General features: G+C 59.8%; 8 protein-coding genes. 3 read left to right on the forward strand and 5 right to left on the reverse strand.

Going from position 1 to position 15,847, the window contains the following annotated elements; translation table 11 throughout:
* Positions 1 to 12: 12 nt before the first annotated feature.
* The gene (locus M9Q49_RS10325) at positions 13 to 7,710 is read right to left on the reverse strand and encodes an autotransporter-associated beta strand repeat-containing protein (protein WP_254508661.1); all 7,698 of its coding nucleotides are present in this window, start codon (positions 7,708 to 7,710) and stop codon (positions 13 to 15) included.
* A gap of 296 nt (positions 7,711 to 8,006) precedes the next feature.
* Between M9Q49_RS10325 and M9Q49_RS10330 the strand changes: the two genes are divergently transcribed.
* Both M9Q49_RS10330 and M9Q49_RS10335 read left to right on the forward strand, forming a co-directional pair.
* Complete coding sequence (locus tag M9Q49_RS10330; protein WP_254508662.1) at positions 8,007 to 9,350, forward strand: sulfatase family protein; 1,344 nt, start codon at positions 8,007 to 8,009, stop codon at positions 9,348 to 9,350.
* A complete protein-coding gene (locus M9Q49_RS10335) occupies positions 9,350 to 10,687 on the forward strand; it encodes a sulfatase-like hydrolase/transferase (RefSeq protein WP_254508663.1) in 1,338 nt (445 codons plus the stop codon). Before M9Q49_RS10330 ends, M9Q49_RS10335 begins: the two co-directional genes overlap by 1 nt.
* A 3-nt stretch (positions 10,688 to 10,690) precedes the next feature.
* Here M9Q49_RS10335 and M9Q49_RS10340 read toward each other — a convergent pair whose 3' ends face one another.
* From M9Q49_RS10340 to M9Q49_RS10355, 4 genes are all read right to left on the reverse strand, one after another.
* On the reverse strand, positions 10,691 to 11,434 hold the full coding sequence (locus tag M9Q49_RS10340) for a hypothetical protein (RefSeq protein ID WP_254508664.1): 744 nt from the start codon (positions 11,432 to 11,434) through the stop codon (positions 10,691 to 10,693).
* 432 nt (positions 11,435 to 11,866) lie between these two features.
* A complete protein-coding gene (locus M9Q49_RS10345) occupies positions 11,867 to 13,045 on the reverse strand; it encodes an AI-2E family transporter (protein WP_254508665.1) in 1,179 nt (392 codons plus the stop codon).
* A gap of 63 nt (positions 13,046 to 13,108) precedes the next feature.
* On the reverse strand, positions 13,109 to 13,630 hold the full coding sequence (locus tag M9Q49_RS10350) for a general stress protein (protein ID WP_254508666.1): 522 nt from the start codon (positions 13,628 to 13,630) through the stop codon (positions 13,109 to 13,111).
* A 63-nt stretch (positions 13,631 to 13,693) separates the two neighbouring features.
* Entirely contained in the window at positions 13,694 to 14,104 is a 411-nt protein-coding gene (locus tag M9Q49_RS10355) for a BON domain-containing protein (RefSeq protein ID WP_254508667.1), read from the reverse strand.
* A 327-nt stretch (positions 14,105 to 14,431) separates the two neighbouring features.
* Here M9Q49_RS10355 and M9Q49_RS10360 point away from each other — a divergent pair, with 327 nt between their 5' ends.
* A complete protein-coding gene (locus M9Q49_RS10360) occupies positions 14,432 to 15,772 on the forward strand; it encodes a Gfo/Idh/MocA family protein (RefSeq protein ID WP_254508668.1) in 1,341 nt (446 codons plus the stop codon).
* Positions 15,773 to 15,847 lie beyond the last annotated feature (75 nt).

Here is a 15,847-nt window from a genome sequence, read left to right on the forward strand (position 1 = left end):
GCGGCCATGGTCTTAGCTATTCGGCGGGATCCGTTGATCTGCTCCCATGCCCACCGCATTAAAGTCCGTCGGGGCGAGGCCTGAGTCGACGACGTCGGCGGCTTCCCAGCAGAAGTCGTCGTCGCCGAGGCCGCCGAAGAGGTCGTCGTTGGCGCCGTCGTGGGTGATCGGCGCCAGGCCGGTGCTGTTGCTGCCCGTGCTGCCCCACAGGACCAGCAGCGTGAGCAGGGCGTCGTCGTTGTCGCTGCCGTTGGTGTAGGTCGCGGGGCTGAACGTCGTGGTGTTCGCGACGCTCGTCCAAGTGCTGGACTCGTTCAGCACGCTGCCGCTGATCAGCAGGTCGTTGCCCACGCCGCCATCGAGCAGATCGGCTCCCGTGCCGCCAAAGATCACATCGTTGCCGGCTTCGCCGTAGAGTCTGTCGTTGCCAGTGCCGCCGCTGAGCAAGTCGTTGCCGCCAGCGCCGCTCAGCGTGTCATTGCCATCGCCGCCGTACAGACGATCGTCGCCGTCGCTACCGTCGAGAATGTCATTTCCCGCGCCGCCGTTGGCGTAATCATTGCCGCCGCCAGCCGAGATCTGGTCGTTGCCGCCGCCGCCATAGAAGACATCGTTGCCACCGAGACCGCTGAGAATGTCGTCGCCGCCGGTCGCGCTATTTTGCGGCGTGGGATCGCCGCTGGTCGGGCTGTTGTCGCCCCAGATCACGTTGTCGCCGCCGCTGCCGTTGATGCGGTCGTTGCCGTCGCCGCCCACCAGCCAGTCGTTGTTCATCGCGCCGCTGAGCACATCATCGCCACCCTCGCCGTAGAACTCGGCGGGGATCGTGAGATTGCTTTGCGTGATATTATCATTCTGCGCGCCACCATAAATAATAGTCTTATTACTGGCGCTATAATTGCCGCTTCCCGCCGTGATCCGCAACCGAACCTGGTTCGGATTGAGAGTCGTGGAGTTCTTCGTCAACTGCACGATGTCGGAACCGGGAGTTGTGCGGGCAAACAGATCTCCCATCTGCACGTTGGTCAGCTTCCCTTGGTCGACGACATTGATATCTTCAATCTGCGTCCACGTCAAAGGTTGAATGCCAGTCGCTACTACGGTTCCAGGCGAGAAGGTCGAAACAATCACCGAGTTGGCATTCGGCAGGGCGCTGATATCAATATTATTACGATCGCCCGTCTCATCGCCGAGCGGCGCGGCGAGTCCCGTCGGTTGACCGCCGTCGATGGCGATCGCCGTGCTGGTGCTCGGACGAATCGAACGCACCGTGCTCGCCACGGCGAGGCCGACGTTCGTCGCACCGGTGCCGCTGATGCCCGGCGGTTGTTCGCCGAAGGTATCGTTGCCGTCGCCGGCGTGCGGATTTCCCGGCGAATCGCCGTACAAATTGATGTTCGTCACACCACTGGCCGTCGCATTCGGCGTGAACAGTCCGGTCCCGCCAATTTGATCCGAAGTGAACAGCAGGAACTGATCGCTGCCGGTCCAGCCGCTGAGATTAACGGTATTGAGATCGTGCGCCGGCATCGTGTTCACAAACCGACCGTCGATCGAATCATTAAAGGTCGTGCCGGTATAATCTAATACGTCGATATTACGAAAGACGACGTCACTACTAACCGTGCTGGTAATGCCATCAATGAAATAGTCCGCCGAGACGCCGGCATTCACCGCACCGATCACTACCGTATCACCATTGAGAGTATCGCCGGTATCTATGATCGTCAGCGTATCGGTGTTTCCTAGCAGATTGCCATCGCTGCCATCAACAACCACCGGCCCTTGAATATTATCAACGGTGTTCGTGCCATCATACAACTGAAACGAATCACTGCCGGCATTGCCTTGTAAGAGTGCGCTCACGCTGGCGGGTAACGAGCGCAGACGAATGGTATCGGCCGAGCTGTCGCCGCCAGGAAGTGTTAGTAGATCATTGGTATTGCCGGCCACCACTTGCAGGCTGGTGAGCGTGGCATTGTCGACGCTCACGACATCGATCAGTTCCGCGCCACCGCCGCCGACAACCACCGCGCTGGCGAAACCGCCGAAGGTCGTGGTCGCCACGCCGCCGTCGGCGACAAGTTGCGTCGTCGGGCCGATGTCAGTCAGCGTGATGTTGCTCGTCGCTGCCGTGCCGGTTGCGTCGACGAGCAGCGTGCCACCACCGCCATTGAGATTGAGTGGCTCGATGTTCGCGACCGAAATCAACAACGTCGGTGCGCCGATCGTGGGGAAAGTTCCCGGCGCGGCGAGCACGTTCCCGCTGTTACCAGCATCGCTCGTATCGCTGAAGTAAACCGTGTTCTGCGCGGTGAGATAGTTGATCGTGAGCGAATCGGTGCCGCCTACGCCGCCGTCGAAGTGAATCGAAACATCGTTGGCATCCCAAGGCGTTTGCACACCGCGGAGCGTTTCGAGCACGAGATCGGCACTGCTATTCAGATGCGAACCAGCACTCACACCACCGCCGATGCCGCTGTTGTTGACGGCAGGAGCGCCGCTGTTGAACCGCGGCAAGCCACCCGCCGTTTCGGTGATCATCAACGCATCGTTGTCGGTCGAACCGATGATCGTCAGCGATTCGATGTTGGCATCAGCGCCGCTGAAAACCGGCAAGCTGTTGACCAGCAACTGCAGCGTATCGCCGGCATTGTTGAGCCGAGCGTCGATGGTATCGGCGACGCCGTTTTGATAGCCCGAGAACTTCATATCGAGCACCAGATGAAACGCCGAGCCCGGCGGATCGCTGCTGACATCTTCGATATCGTTGTAGGTGAGCGACGCGGCTTGCGTGCCAAAGCTGAACGAGCCGTTGCGATCGCCCGGGCCGAGCGTGAGCGTCGGCACGCCGAGGCCAGCCGTATCGACAATCAGTTGATCGCCGGCAGGAAACACACCACTCGTCGGCGCGAAACCAAAGATCCGAATCGGCGTGAGCACATCGCCGACATCTTGATCGGGCCGTACGTTGAACGAGTTGCCGGGCGAACCCGCACCGACATCGGCCGAGCCGTTGAAGACCGCCAGCGGCGCATCGACATCGGCATCCCACACCAGCGAACCACCAACCCCCGGATCGGCATCGCCCGCATCAATATTGATCGTCACGGTCCCCGCGGCCACTAGCACCGCCGTCGCCGGCACCGTCGCATTATCACCGGCCGACAACGTGATCACGCCACCAGCATTCAACGTCACCCCCGCGCTCACCGCGATGTTCTGCCCCGTCGTCGCCGCATCGGTCGCCGTCAGCAACACATCGCTACCAACGCCACTCGCCGTCGCATTCTCCGTGACGCTGATGCCGCCAGCCGTCGTGATCACCAGATCATTGCCACCCGACAAACCAACGACGGCGGACAACCCACCAATCGTGAGATTGCCGGTGTTATTCACAAACACGCCGCCGGTGCCGCCCACCGCTTCAAGCGCCGAAATGGTCGCTTCGAGCGGATCGGCACTACTCCCCAGACCAGTCGTCGCCGTAAGCACGATGCCCGTGCCGGTGATATTCATCGCCGCCGCATTGTTATCGCTAATCGCGCCAGCAACTGCATTGATCCGGCCATTCGCCGTCGTCACATTGCCCACCGCTACATTGCCAGTGTTCACCGTCAACGCATTCCCACCGAGCGCGAGCGTACTCGTCGCCGCCCCCGTGAACGCCGACACCGTCTCATCACTGAGCAACTGCAACGTCGCGCCATTGGCCACACTCACCGCCCCAGCACCATCGGCAATCGCATTCCCCCCCTGCACCTGCAACGTTCCAGCGCTGACCGCCGTCGTGCCGGTGTAGGAATTAGTCCCAGACAACAACAACGTACCGGGCCCGTTCTTGGTGAGATTGCCAACACCCGAAAGCACACCGCTCAATGTTTTCGTGGCTGCCGCCGTTGTTACATCAATCACACCGCCACCAGCGTTGATCGTGAAAGGCTTGGCGTAAGTAATCGCACCAGCGCCGTCCAATTGCAACGTTCCGGTCGTCGACGCAGTTCCCAAGCTGCCATTTCCAGTCGCAATGATGGCAGCGTTCGTCGCCAGTACTCCATCCTGGATGTTCAGAGCGCCTGTGCTATTGAGGGGCACTCCCGTCACGGTCACCGTACCCGCTGTCGATTTGACGATGGAACCCGCCCCATTGATTGCGGTTGTGCCGGAGAGGGCGACCACGCTACCCGATTGCCATTGGCTCGTGCTGACGAGCGTGACCTTCACGCCGTCGAGTTGCAGCGTGCCGCCCATGAGATGCACGCCGCCGAACTGCTCGCCGACTTCAAATTTGGCGACGCCGCCCGTGTTGATCGTGATGAAGGTCGCATCGGGCAAGTTCGGATTGCCAGCGCCACCCGCGCCAAACTCGAATCGGCCGCCATTGTTCACCACGATGCTGACGGCGTTGAAGTTGTGCGTGCCGGACGGATTTTCGACGCGGAATGTGCCGCCGTTGATCGTCGTCGTGCCGGTGTAAGTGCTGTTGCTGCGATGCACGATCGTGCCGCTGGTGACGACGATGGCACCCGTGCCGGTGAGCACATTGTCGACGTTGTAGGTGTTCGAGCGGTTGAACTCCAACGTCGTCGAGGCCGCGATCGCGACGTTCCCCGAGCCGAGCGTTCCCGTCGTTCCGCCGTTGCCAATCGTCAAGCGGCCGGCGCTCAGCGTCGTCGCGGCGTAGGTATTGGTGCCGGTCAGCGTGAGCGAACCAGCGCCCGCTTTCGTCAGACCGCCAGCGCCGATGATGTTGCCGTCGAGTTGACTGGCGGTGCCGGTGTTCGTGATCGAGAGACCGGTGCCGGTTGAAATCGTTGCCGCTGCCGCGGAGTTGATATTCACGGTCGTGACGTTGAGCGCGCCGGCCACCGTCGTCGCGCCGTTGAAGTTCACTACGTCGGTGCCAGTGCCCGTATTGATCGTGAGATTGGTGTTCGCGTGAGCATTGCCCGCCGAGGCGACCGTGACGGTATCGTTGCCGTTCACCGTGGTCGTGTTGATGACCAAGTTGGTGTTATTCCAAAACGCCGCCGATTCGATGGCCACGGCATTGCTGGTGCCAGAAACGCGAAGGGCTTGATTCGTGCCGCCGGAAAGGAAGTCGACGCCGCTTTGCACGGTCAGCACATCGTCGGCGCCAGGCAGCGTCAACGTTGCTGTGGCCATGCCGGCGATATCGACCGGAGTTAGCGCCACGAAGTTAATAGTACCGACGGAGGTTACCACGGTGCCATCGCCGGTGGTCGTCGCGCTCGGCGTGTACGTCGCCGTTTCGGTACCGCTGCCGATCACAGCCAAGCCATCGGCGCCAGCGCCGCCGTCGTATTCAATGCCGCCGGCGGGAATCGAATCGCCAGCGAGATTTACCGTCAACGCGTCAGTACCATCCATCAAGTTGACGAAGATTTTTCCCGTCACGCTGGCAAAGGGTACTTCGATCGTGTTGGCATTAATTTGGATCGCACCCACGCCAGCCGTCAGCGGCTGCAACGAGTCGTTGACTCGAATGTTCGCCCCAACGCGTGAGATGGTGACATTATTATTCGCGCTCCCCAGAGTGTCTTGAATCAACAGATTGCCGAGGCCGTCGACGCCGACTTCGGGCTTAGGAATGAAGATGAACGAGACGACGCCCTCGGTGGCCAGCGGATCTTCCAGCGTGGAGCCGGGGACGTCACGCGTTTGAATTTCCCAGCCAGTTCCGTTGGCCTGGTAGCTGACGATATTGTCAACGTTGTTCGTCTCGCCACCTTCCGGCGAGATGATCAAGATGCCGGTCGAGGGCGTTTCGCCAGGAATGGTGAGTTGATAAGTGCCGACTCCAGTCTTCGCGACACTCGTCGTACCCGAACGAGTGGCGGCCGTGATCGAGCCGTTGCCCAGGATGCGGCCGGATACATAGCGAGGATCGCCAGCGGGGATGTAAACGAAAGAAGCGGGATCGGCTTCTGTGCCGGCGCCGTTGGTGCCGTTGTCACGCGAGAGAATCGTCCACGTACCATCGGCGTTGGGACGCGACAGCGAGTAATTGTCTTCGTTGTTGGGTTGCGTCACGAGCAGCACGCCGCTCGATTGCGAGTTAATGCCCATCGAGGTGAGATTGACGGTGGTCAAACCGCCGCCGGCATCGATCACGTGTGTTCCCACGGCCAAACCCGGCGAAGAACTCACGAGCGTGTCGTTCACCGCGCCATTGGCATCGGCCGCATTCTTAAACACCGCGCCAATCCAATTATTGGCGTAGTCGAAATAGGCTCCCGAAAAATTCACGTTCCATTCGCCGCCGGCCGGGGCATCGGAGATCGGCACGAAGTAATCACCGGCAGCAACTTCCGTCGCAGGCGTGGCGTAAATCGTCCCCAGCGTATCGCCGAAGGCGTTGTTGTTGCGGCCGTTCTCCGAGATGCTCGTCATCAGCACACCGCCGGCGACGTTCGTGCCGATCGGTTTCGTCTGCACGTTGAAGTCGCCGCGATTCGAGCCGGCGAAAACCACGAAATCGCCCGTCGCCTGCGAGACCGTGGCATCGACCGAAGTGACTGCGTTGCCGGTGTCGTTTTGCACAACGGCGACATCGGCCGCTGAAATAACTCCCTTCGGCGGCAGCGGTGCAGCCAGCGGCAGGAACGCAAACGAAGCCAGCGGTATGGCGCCAATGTCTTGCAAACCAGCGCTCGGCAAGTCGCGCGTTTGAATGATCCAGCCGTTACCGCTGGCTTGATACGTCACGATATTGTCGACATTGCCGCCGGTGCCGCCCTCAGGCGACATCAGCAACACACCCGAGGTCGGACTTTGACCGGCGATATCGAGACGATATTGTCCGCCGCCGATTTCACGCAGCGTGTAACCGCCGCTGTTCAGCAAACCTTGTCCGTCGCCATTGAACTTTCCAGACACCACTCCTGTACTGCGCGGAATAAACACAAACGAAACGGAATCGGCTTCGTACGCGGCTGCATCGGCGCCGTTGTCGTGGTCATAGATGGTCCAGGTCCCGTCAAGGTTCGCTTGCACGAGCGCAAAATTGTCTTCATCCTTTGCGCTCGATACCAGCAACACGCCATCCGTTTGCGAGTTGATTCCGAGGCTCGTCAAGTTGACCGTATATTGTCCGCCGCCGGCATCGACAAAGTGCGTGCCGAGAGCCAGGCCGGGGCTGCCGATCAGCGAAGTGATTACGCCGCCGTTCGTGCTGTTGAGGGCCGTGCCGCCGATCCAACCATTCGCGAAGGGAAAGTATCCCGCTGCCACGTTGGTGTTGTATTCCGCGCCGGTCGTGGCCAGCGGACCTGCCTCCGACACAGAGATCGACAGGCCAGCAGCGAGACTCGTCGTGGCGCTGGTGGCATAGCGCAAGCCCCCAACTTCGCCGTTGTCGCGACCATTTTCGCGAATGCTCGAAATCAACACACCGCCGGCTAGGTCATCGGCTGCGCTGCTGCCGATCTGCACGTTGTAATCGCCGCGGGTCGAGCCTGCGCGAATGGCAAAGTCGGCAGTGGCCTGCGCGAGCGATAGCGTTACCGAGGCTGCCGTATCGGCCGTGTCGTTTTGCACGACGGTGATGTTCGCCGCTGAGTAAGGGAGCGTGGCCATCAGATTGCGTGGTTCGAGCGTCTCGAAAAACGCCCGCCGCCGCTGGTTCTCGAGATTCCTGTTTTGCTTCGGGCGGTGCGCAGTGGTAGCCATGATTTTGGGACGATTCATATCGGTGTGAATGCTCGAGCAGGGAACGAGCCGCGCTCCGCCAATCGTTTCATCCGCAGGAGAGAGTTGGATGAAAAGGAGCGCGAAATTGGGAGGGCATCGTGCCCTTTTTTGAATTGCCTTCATGGTACTAGCCGTTGAATCTGCCACAATCCTTATGGCGTTAAGCTTCCATGAAGATTCCACGTAGGCCGCGTCAGATTGTCGCGGCGCTGCTCGGCTTGCTTGTCGCGATCGCCTGCATCGCTTGTTAGACTCGACGCCTCGCTCCCTCTTTTCCCGTGGAGTTTTCCTCGATGCGATTCTTACTGCTGTTGATTGGCTGCCTCGCGGTTTCGCTGAACTGCACGGCGTCGGCTGCCGACCGGCCGCCGAATGTCGTCCTCATTTTCATCGACGATATGGGCTACGCCGACATCGGGCCGTTCGGCAATACCGAGGTAAAGACACCGCACCTCGATAAGTTCGCCACGCAGGGGATGAAGTTCACTAGCTTCTATGCCACACCAGTTTGTTCGATGTCGCGGGCCTGCCTGATGACGGGCTGCTACAACGCGCGGGTCTCGATCCCCGGCGTCCTGTTTCCCGAGAGCAAGATCGGACTCCATCCCGACGAAGTCACGCTCGCCGAAATCGCCAAGCAAAAGGGATACGCCACGACCATCATTGGCAAATGGCATCTGGGTTTTCAGCCGGAGTTTTTGCCGACGCGGCAAGGCTTTGATTCGTACTTCGGCATTCCTTATAGCAACGACATGGGAACCAAACCGGCCCGGCCGAACTTTCCGCCGCTGCCGCTCATGCGGAATGAAGAGACGATCGAGAAGGAGCCCGATCAATCGCAACTCACTCGGCGCTACACCGAGGAAGCGATCAAGTTCATCCGCGCGAATCATGACAAGCCGTTCTTCTTGTATCTGCCTCATAGCATGATCCACTTCCCGCTCGCCGCGTCGGCCGATTTCAAAGGGAAGAGCAAAGCGGGCTTCATTGGCGACACGATCGAAGAGATCGATTGGTCCGTGGGCGAAATCACGAAGACTCTCGCCGAACTCAAGCTCGACGAAAACACGCTGGTGATCTTTACTTCCGACAACGGGCCCGCGGGGCGAGCCGCGCCGCCGTTTCGCGGCAACAAAGGGACGGTGTTCGAGGGCGGCGTGCGCGAGCCGTGCATCATGCGTTGGACCGGCAAGATTCCCGCCGGCACGACCTGCAATCGCATCGCGGGAAATATCGACGTACTCCCCACGATGACGAAGTTGATCGGCGCAGAGCCGCCGAAAGATCGCCAGCTCGATGGCCGAGACATCAGCTCGCTGCTGCTAGATCCGCAAGCACCCGCCGTGCGCGAGTCGCATCTGTACTTCAACGCCGCGATGAACCTCGTCGCCATTCGCAACGGCGACTGGAAACTCTTCCTCAACGGCCTGCCTGTAGCCGCGAACGCCAAGCAAGAAGCGAAAAAGAAGAACGCCGATACGACGCCCGTTCTCTTCAATCTGACAAACGACATCGCGGAGAAGACCAACGTCGCCGAGGCCAATCCCGAAGTCGTGAAGCGGCTGCAAGAGATCGCCGAAAAAATGCACGCCGAAATCCAAACCAACAAGCGTCCCGCCGGAAAGGCCAAAGAATAATGAAGCTGGCTCCACTCTTCTGCTTCCTGATCCTCGCGCTCAGCGCCACGGCATTTGCCGCGGAGTCGCGGCCTCACATCGTGCTCGTTCTGGCCGACGATCTGGGCCTCGGCGATCTCAGTTGCTACGGCGGTGAGGTCGTGAAGACGCCGCACCTCGATCAACTCGCGAAGGAAGGGACGCGCTTCACGAAGTATTATTCCCCCGCACCGATCTGCTCGCCCGCTCGCTGCGGTCTCATCACCGGGCAGTTTCCCGCGCAGTGGAATATCACCAGTTTTCTGCAGGACAAAAAGGGCAACCGCGGCTGCGAACAAGCCGATTTTCTCGATGCCAAAGCGCCTTCGCTGCCGCGCATCCTCAAGTCGGCCGGTTACGCCACGGCCCACTTCGGCAAGTGGCATCTCGGCGGCGGTCGCGACGTGACCGAAGCGCCGAAGTTCGCCGCCTATGGTTACGACGAATCGGCCGGCACTTGGGAAAGTCCTGAACCACATCCCGACATCACAGCCACCAACTGGATCTGGTCCGATCAAGACAAAGTCAAACGTTGGGACCGTTCGGCCTTCTTCGTCGATCGCACGCTGCAGTTCATCAAGGACCATGCTGACCAGCCTTGCTTCGTCAACGTCTGGCTCGATGATCCCCACACGCCGTGGATCCCCGAGGACAAAAAGAAGGAAGATCAAAAGCCGCAGTCGCTAGACAACCTCCGCAAAGTCATGACCGAAGTCGACAAGCAAGTCGGCCGCCTCGCGAAAGAGTTGCCGCCGAATACGCTCCTCATCTTTATCTCCGACAACGGTCCCCTCCCTACTTTTCAAGGCAAACGCGCCACCGGTCATCGGGGCAGCAAGCTCAGCCTGTATGAAGGTGGCATCAACTTGCCCTTCATCGCACGCTGGCCTGGCAAGGTCCCCGCTGAACAAGTGAACGACACCGCGCTCGTCGCCGGCGTCGACTTCCTGCCAACTTTCGCCAGCATCGCCGGAGCCAAACTCCCTGCCGATTATGTTCCCGATGGCGAAGATCTAACTCCAGCGCTCCTTGGCAAAACGTTCGAGCGTTCGAAACCGATCTATTGGGAATATGGCCGCAACGAAACCGTCTTCAAGTATCCTGGAATCGCCGCGGATCGCAGTCCGCAACTCGCGCTGCGCGAAGGGGACTGGAAAGTGCTCGTCAACAGCGACAGCTCTGGCCTCGAACTCTTCAATATCGCCAGCGATGCTCGCGAAACCAAAAACGTCGCCAACGAGAACGCCGTCCTTGCCGCCAAGATGCGCGACAAGCTCCTCGCCTGGAAACGCTCGCTGCCGAAACTAGCCGATCGCTAGTCGCTAACCACTCAAAAATTCAGCCCGCGCACGCTCTCGCCGGGCCGCGGTTGAGTTGGGTTGCTTGTGAGGCTGAACAGTCGCGTGAACAGCGGGTTGAACAGTGCGCCGCGCATCCTTCGCAGCCTCTTGCGAAGCCAAGTGCGACTCCATGCAAGACCTCATTTCCAGAGCAGTTGCGGCAAATTCCTGAGCCTCGACCGAATGCGCGAGCGGCGACTCAGCCGACTTGGTTGAACAGTCCTCTTTCGGTGGGTTCGCCGCCAGTTCAGCCGTGTTGTCGCGGACGATCTCTTCCATCAGCGGGTCGTGCAGCGACTGCGCAGAAAGCTTGATCAACATCTGCGCCAATTTGCCCGCGGCCTGCACCCAGCGTTGATCGCCCGCGCTCGTGCGAGTGGTCGTGACCGGCTTGTCGTTGCCCACTCGTCGCGTGACAGTCACATCATTCATCGAACGCCGATGGGCCTGGATCGCCAGGTTGAACAGCCAGGTCAACCGCTCGACGGCCACCTGCTCGCTGAGATATTTTCGCCGGCGAGCTGCAACTGGGTCTTCATCGATCGGCGCCGCAGCGAGCAGGCGTTTGGTGACTCGGTCAACCGCCTGCTGGATTTCGAAATAGTTCGTTTCGAGCATGTCGGCAACGACCTCGACCGACTTCATTTTGACCCGCACCAGGTAAAAGATGTCGAGATCGTGCAATTCCTTGGTGGTGCTTTCGGAAATACATTGCTGCGCAACCATGGCCTGACTCCGCAATAAGTAGAGAATGATCCTCAACCTATTGGACAACGGCTGCTGACAACTTAGGTCCGCGAATTTTCCCGGATGTAGCCGTTCACGCCAGCGACGCTGGCGCGGCAAGCGACGGGAGGGCGAGGCTCCCGCCGAGCCGCCGAGGTGGAATTGCGAAGGCCGTTGGCGACTGCTTTCGACCGGCGCGGCTCGGCGGGAGCCTCGCCCTCCCGAAATCAGCACCAGCGTGAACAGCTACTCCGAATGCCGAAGCGTAAGCGAGGTAAAAGGTAGCCCGACGCGTGAGCGAGGGATTGGGCAACTGGAGTCAGCCACACTACCAACGTGCGGCAGCACCACCGTTTTTGTGCTCTCGCACGTTGCCACACCACGTGTCCTCGCGCCCAAACCCTCGCTCACGCGTCGGGCTGCCTTTTCAGTTCACACTGCGAGCTTCTTTTTCTCTTCACCCGACTTCTCTCCTTCGCCTCCCAGCAGCGCCGCCAAACCCTGCAGCGAGTCAAACTGATCGCAGGTGATCTTGAGCATGGCCAGCAGCGGCGCTGCCATCAGGCCGCCAGCGATTCCCCACAGCCAACCCCAGAAGAGAATCGACAAGATGATCGCCAGCGGCGAAAGTTGCAGCGAACGGCTAAGCACGAGCGGCGTGATGAGATAACTCTCGAGCGAGGTGAGGACGGCGAACATGCTCGCGATGGCCAGGCCATACCAGAGTGACTCGTGAGTCACCGCGCCGACGAGGAAGAGCACGCCCATGCAAATGAACGCGCCGACGTGCGGCACGTAATTCAGCGTCGTGACGAGCACGCCCCATAGAATCGGATTGGGAACATTCATCAGCCACAGCAGAATGCTGGTCGCCAAACCCAGGCAGCAGTTGATGATGGTCACGGTGAATAGATAACGCGAAATGCCGTTCTCGATGTTCTTCAGTAATTGCACGATGCTCCGTTTTTCCGAAAACGTCTCGCGACTCTCGACGGCTTGGTTGAGGAGTTGCGAATTGAACGCGAGTAGAAAGAACGCCAGTACGAACACGATGACGGCCGCGGCGACGAAGTGCGTGCTCACGCCCAGCGCGGTGAGCATTCCATCGTGCGAAGAGACCTCAACGGCGAGCGGCTTGGCATCGCCCGTGCCGCGCGTCAGTTGTTGCACGGCCGCAGTCGCTTGTTTCAGATTCTTAAGAGGACCACTCTCGGTCGGCAAGAGTTGGCTGGCGCGATTCAGCACCCGCGGCGCATCGGCGAGCCAATGCTGCGCCTGGCCTGCAAGCGTGAGAACTCCCACGGCAAACAACGAAACCACGGCTGCCACCAGCACAAATGCCGAGGCAATGTCGGGCACTCGCCAACTGCGCAGTTGCCGCATCAGGGGCATAAGCAGGAACGCGAGCAGCAGAGCGAGTACGATCGGAATCAGCAAATCGCGGGCAAAGTAGAGTGCCGCGACGATGCTAAGTGTCGCCAACACCACCATCGGCCAGGCCGGCGCGGGTTGTGACTGCGGCTCGATCTCGGCTGTTTTCGCAGCTTCACTCGGCGGGGATGCATGCGGCGGCGAGATCGATCGTGTCGGGCTGGCGGGCAAGTGCTTCACAGCTTCTCCAGCGCAAAAAAAAGCGGGAGCCGAATCGCTCGGCTCCCGCGACGAAGTTTCATTCTAGTGGTGGGCGACGGCGACTTCAGCGCCCGTCGAAATATCTTCGGCCTTTTCTTCGCTGAAAATCTGGCGGACGCGCGCGGTCTGAGCGCTCGTTTCGGTGTGGACCGACAGCAGGATATGGCCATCCTTTAGCTTTCCTTCGTAGCGTTGGGCTTCATACTCGGGGACACCGAGCCCGATCAGCGCACCGGAGATGCCGCCGACGGTTCCGCCAGCCGCAGCGCCAGAGAGAGCAGCCATGATCGGGCCGGCCGCGATGAATGGTCCCAAACCCGGAATGGCAAGCATCCCGATTCCCGCGAGCCAGCCGAGCGTGCCGCCGATGACAGCGCCCGTGCCGGCGCCGATCGCGGTCCCCTCCGGGGCCTTCGTCGAGTTGTCGATCGCGAAGTCGCGCGTGCTGTCGCAATCGGGACAGAGAACTGAGATGTCGTTCGAATTGAAACCGGCAGCACGCAGACGATCGGCGATGCGGACGGCTTGACCATTGGTTTTCGCTAAGCAGTAGACGCTAGACATGATTATTTTCCTTGAGTGGAGAGCTAAATTGTGATTTGGAGAGAATGCTTCGAGGGAAGAGAACTAAGGAGCAACTTCGAGTTCGCTGTTGACCTTGTCGTTGGTGGCGACATCCTTGGCGAACTTCTCGATCGTGTTCTTTTCGTCCTGCGAATTGACCGGACCGCGTAAGGTCACCATGCCGCCAGCCGTGATGATCTTCACGTTGCGAGCATTGATGCTCATCCCTTCGTGATTGACGATCTTCTGGCGAATTTCGGAGGTGATCCGGATATCTTCCTTGTTGTTCCCTTGGTCAAAGGGCGTCTTATCGCCCGAGTTCTGGTCGCGCTCGTTCACGGCGGTGTTGTCACGCCGCGTCTGCATCAGATCGTCTGGTTTGGTGGTCGGATCTTTGCTCACCGGCTTGTTTACCGTGTGAGTTCCATCCGGATTGGCCGGCGCATTGGCTGCTGGGTTGGAATCCGAATTCATGCAGCCTGCGAATAGGCCCAGCAACAAAATTCCATAGCAACATCGCATAACAACCTCTTTTCAATGATTCAGGTGGTGCTGCGAAATCGCCCGCAGCTGTTGAGTAAGCCTGGGGCATATAACATGCCACCGCGGAGGTGCCGATTTTGATAGCAAAGCGGCGAGTTGTGCCCGAATCGACAGCTTGTCGTGCTCGGTGAGTGACCAGCATGCCTGATTGCCCGTCATTGGCGTGCGTTTCAGCATGTCCGCCGCGCTGATTCTCATCGTGGTGTGCGGCTGTTACGATTGCGGCTTCTTAAACACCGCTAGCGAGGAGGATCGAAGATGGTTCGCGATCGTGCTCTGTCCCGCCGCCAGTTTCTGCAGACGACGGCGGCTGCGAGTCTTCTCTCTGGTGCGCCCGCATTTCTGCGCGGCCAAAATCTCAACAGCAAACTCAACATCGCGATCGTCGGCTGCGGCGGGCGCGGCGGCAGCAATCTGTCTTCGGTGCAGTCGGAAAATATCGTCGGCCTGTGCGATGTGAATAGCTCGCATGTCGACCGCGAAGGGGAGAAATTTCAACAGGCCCGTCGCACGACTGATTTCCGCCGCCTGTTTGATAAGGACAAAGAGTTCGATGCCGTCGTCGTCAGCTGTTGCGAACACACACATGCCTTTGCGACATTGCCGGCGCTGCAACTCGGCAAGCATGTGTATTGCGAAAAGCCGCTAACCCACAGCATTTGGGAAGCTCGCATCATTCGCGAAGCCGCGGCGAAAGCCAAAGTTGCGACTCAGATGGGAACTCAGATTCACGCCGGCGATAACTATCGGCGCGTGGTCGAGTTGATTCAAGCCGGCGCGATTGGGCCGGTCCGCGAATGTCACGTGTGGGTCTCGCGCGCTTGGGGACGGCAGTCGCCGGAAGACGCCAAAAAATTCGGCGACATCGTGAATCTGCAAGAACGGCCTGCGGAGACTTCACCGATTCCAGCCAACCTCGATTGGGATTTGTGGCTCGGGCCGGCGCCGGAACGGCCGTTTCATGAAGTCTATTTTCCCGGGCCGAAGTGGTATCGCTGGTGGGATTTTGGCAGCGGCACGATGTCCGACCTCGGTAGTCATTGGAACGACTTGCCGTTCTGGGCGCTCAAGCTGCAAACGCCGCGCGTCATCACAGCCGAGGGGCCGCCGCCGCACGCCGAGCTCGCGCCGGCTTCGATGCAGGCCACTTATGAATACGACGCCCGCGGCGACATGCCCGCGGTGAAAATGATCTGGTATCAGGGCGTGAACAAGCCGCAGATCTGGCAGGACAAAGGCATTCCGCAATGGGACAGCGGCTGCCTCTTCATCGGCGACAAGGGAATGCTCCTCTCCGACTATGGCAAGCATGTGTTGCTCCCCGAAGATGATTTCAAGGATTTCGCACGCCCCGAGCCGTTCATTCCCAAATCAATCGGCCATCACGCCGAATGGCTGCACGCCTGCAAAACCGGTGCGCCGACGACTTGCAACTTTGAATATGCCGGGCTGCTAACGGAAGCCAATCACTTGGGGAACGTGGCGTATCGCACCGGCAAGAAGATCGAATGGGACGCCACGAACCTGAAGGCCAAGGGGGTTCCCGAAGCCGATCCGATCATCCGCCGTGAGTATCGGGCCGGGTGGAAGCTGGTTTAGTGCCGTCCTCACGATAACACCGTGAACCACGACGCCGCTTTCGTTGTCGCTTGATGAAATGACTCGCTCGACGAT

It is taken from the genome of Anatilimnocola floriformis (assembly GCF_024256385.1).
GTDB lineage: Bacteria > Planctomycetota > Planctomycetia > Pirellulales > Pirellulaceae > Anatilimnocola > Anatilimnocola floriformis.